The sequence below is a fragment of the Actinoalloteichus spitiensis RMV-1378 genome, from assembly GCF_000239155.1.
GTDB classification, from domain to species: domain Bacteria; phylum Actinomycetota; class Actinomycetes; order Mycobacteriales; family Pseudonocardiaceae; genus Actinoalloteichus_B; species Actinoalloteichus_B spitiensis.
In genome coordinates this window covers 1-2845 of record NZ_AGVX02000183.1, presented here as the reverse complement: position 1 = coordinate 2845, position 2845 = coordinate 1, and the positions used below count along the sequence as shown (strand labels likewise).

3 protein-coding genes are annotated in these 2845 nt (G+C 75.4%); 2 read left to right on the top strand and 1 reads right to left on the bottom strand.

What is annotated here, in order from left to right:
- The first annotated feature begins 294 nt into the window (after window positions 1-294).
- Together ACTIDRAF_RS0209615 and ACTIDRAF_RS0209610 are read left to right on the top strand one after the other, a co-directional pair.
- Window positions 295-1143, top strand: a complete 849-nt coding sequence (locus tag ACTIDRAF_RS0209615; protein ID WP_026065934.1) for a DUF4253 domain-containing protein — start codon at window positions 295-297, stop codon at window positions 1141-1143.
- 102 nt (window positions 1144-1245) lie between these two features.
- Window positions 1246-2280, top strand: coding sequence for an AsnC family protein (locus ACTIDRAF_RS0209610; RefSeq protein WP_039786557.1), 1035 nt, complete (start codon window positions 1246-1248; stop codon window positions 2278-2280).
- A gap of 58 nt (window positions 2281-2338) precedes the next feature.
- Here the strand turns inward: ACTIDRAF_RS0209610 and ACTIDRAF_RS0209605 are convergent, their stop codons facing one another.
- Entirely contained in the window at window positions 2339-2704 is a 366-nt protein-coding gene (locus tag ACTIDRAF_RS0209605; RefSeq protein WP_157162948.1) for a hypothetical protein, read from the bottom strand.
- Between the last annotated feature and the right edge of the window lie 141 nt (window positions 2705-2845).

Genomic DNA, 2845 nt, shown 5'->3' with positions numbered 1-2845 from the left:
CAGCGCCTGAGACGGCACCGAGGGGCCCGCTCCCGCGCGCCGGGGGCGGGCCCCGTTCCCCGGCCGCCCGGGTCCCCGGGCCGCGCGGAATCACCGGCCCGCCGGCGCGGCCCCCTCGCGGGTGACCGTAGGCCGCCCGGCCGCCCGTACGTCCAGCACGCCGTGTGGTCGCCCGCCGGCGCGTCCCCCACGATCTGATGATCACGCTCGTCGTCGGTTTGGCGTGAGAATATCTGCAGGCCCAACGCATGGGGCGACCCGAGCACTGGACGACATCCGGGAGAACCCGACGTGGTGGATCAGGCGGACACGACATCACTGCCGGACGAGTTGGCGGCCCTGTTCCCCGAGGGCGGGAACGGGCGGACCCTCCCACCGGACCTACCGCCGGGCGAGCTCGTCTGGGCCGACGAGAGCTTCGCGCGCTACCGGCTCTCCACGGTGCGGCCCGCCCTGTGGCTCAGCCACGAGCCCGCCGAGGCGGGGACGTGGGCCCGGTACCGCGCCCTCCACCCCGAGACCGGGCTGTGGCCGCTGTTGCTGCGCCCCAGCGACCTGCAGGGCGGCGAACCGTGGGAGACGGGGGAACTCGCCCCGGAACCGGTGTCGCGGGTCGACCGGCACGACGCGGGCACCCTGATGGCGGAGTGGTGGGCCGAGTCGGCCGCCCCGTCCGGCGGCGGCCACGACGTCAGCGAGCAACTGCTGCCCTTCGGCCCCGACTTCCCCGGCCTGGCCGACCGGGCCGAGCCGGACCGGCCCCCCGAGGAGGTCGCCGACTGGTTGGCCGGCGAACTGACCGACGGGGTGGCTCGCCTGGGGCTGGTCGCGGCCTCGCGCGGCGCGGACGCGCTCGCCCAGGTCGGCTGGATGGGGCCGGTGAACTACTCGGAACGCACCGCGCCGCTGTCGGCGATCCTGCGGAGCTGGGAGGACAGGTTCGGAGTACGCGTCGTCCGGCTCGGGTTCGACACCCTGGACCTCAGCGTGTCGGCGCCGCCCAAGACCCCGGAGCACGCCCTGGCCGTGGCCGCCGAACACTGGTCGTTCTGCCCCGACAGCATCGACCAGGGGGTCGGCAGCCTGGGCGACTACGCACGGCAGATCGTCGGCCACCACTCCTGGACCTTCTGGTGGGAGTGATGCCGCCACACCGCCGGTTCGCGCGCCGTCCGGGGCGCGAACGAGCCACCGTTCCCGGCTCCGCCCGGTGGGCCGTCCCCATGATTAGGTAGCGTGCCTGACGTGGTTGGTCCTGATCCCGTCGATACCCGGTTGCTCGCGTTGATCGCCGAGGCCGGCCGCGCGTCCGTCACGGACATGGCGCACCGGTTGGGCATGGACGTGCGGGAGGTGGCCGCCCGGCTGGCGGCCCTGTCCGCCTCCGGCCTGCCCCTGGTCGTCGGGGTCGAGTGCGACCAACAAGCCATTCGCAACGTGCTGATGGCGACGGGCGCCTGGGCGCAGCACCAGTACCAGCACCCGCCGGGTCCGCCACCCGGCTACCCGGCACCGGCCCCACCCGGGTACCCGGTGCACGGCACGCCCAGCGGCTCCTACCCGCCCCCGGGCGGCGGCAGCGGCCCCCACCCACCGCCCGGCAGCGGCAGCGGCCCCTACCCGCCGGCGTACCCCGGTGCGGCGAGCGGCCCCTACCCGCACCCCGCACCCGGTTTCCCACCGCCGGGGCAGGCGGGACCCAGCGGCCCGTTCCCCGCTCCGGCAGCGGGACCGGCCGCACCCCCGCACCCGTCGGGTCCGCAGGAGGGTTCTCCCGCGGACCCCGCCGTCGTGTGGGGCCCACCGCAGTCGGCGTCCTGGGCGAGGGGGGACGGCCCCCCGGCGGCCGCCCCACCCCGGACCGGCCAGGTCGGGACAGCTCTGGAAACGCAGGGCGTCGAGGGCGAACGGGTCCGCATCCAGCTGCTGGAGGTCGTCGACCCGGCGGACTTCCTGTTCGAGGCGGCCGGTTACACCCTCCAGGACGGGGAACGCTCCGTCGTCGTCCACACCGAGATCACCAACCAGGGGCCCACGCCCTTCGCCGCCCTGCCCGACCTCTACCTGGTCCTGGTGACCGAGGACGGCCAGCCGGTGTCCAAGGCTCCGGTGTCGCTGTCCTCCCGGCCCGCCTACCGCATCGGAGTGGGCCCCGGGGAGACGGCCGGCGGGCATTCGGTGTACGTGCTGCCCGAGACCACCCGGGTCACCTCCGTCCGCTGGAGCGCCGGCCCCGACCCGGACCACCGCACGCTCACCTGGTCCGTCGACGAGGACTGAGGGCTCCCCGCACGGTGGGCCGTTCCCGGGTGCTCGTCCCGGAACGGCTGCCGCTCGCTCAGGCGTCGCGGCGGCCGAACATGCGGCCGACCCAACCGGCCCTGCCCTCGGGCTCCTCCCGGTCGTCCTCGCGGCTCCGGCTGAACGTGGGCCAGTCCCGTGTCTCGTACTCGCCGACGTCCGCCGCCTCGCCGCCGATCACCGCGGGCGCCGCCTGCCCCGCCGCCGTCTGGTCCACCAGAGGTCGCGGCGTCGGTTCGGTCGGCGGGTCGAAGGGGTCCCGCCGCGCACCGCCGGGCACCGCCGCGTCCGCCACCGCCACCGGCGGCAGCGCCAACCCCATCGGCGGAGTGGGCGGTTCGTCCGGCCCGGCCAGCCTTCCGCGTCCCACCTCGATGTACTGCTCGTCTCGTCCTTGCCGCACGACGTCTCCCCAGTCGGTCCCGTTCGGGCTCACTGCCGTCCCCACCACGCTAGACGGTGCAGACGGATGATCCACCCGTTCCGGTCAGATCTCCCCGAGGTCGTGGCCGAGCCGTTGCCTCGGCCGCCGCCGGGCCGGTCC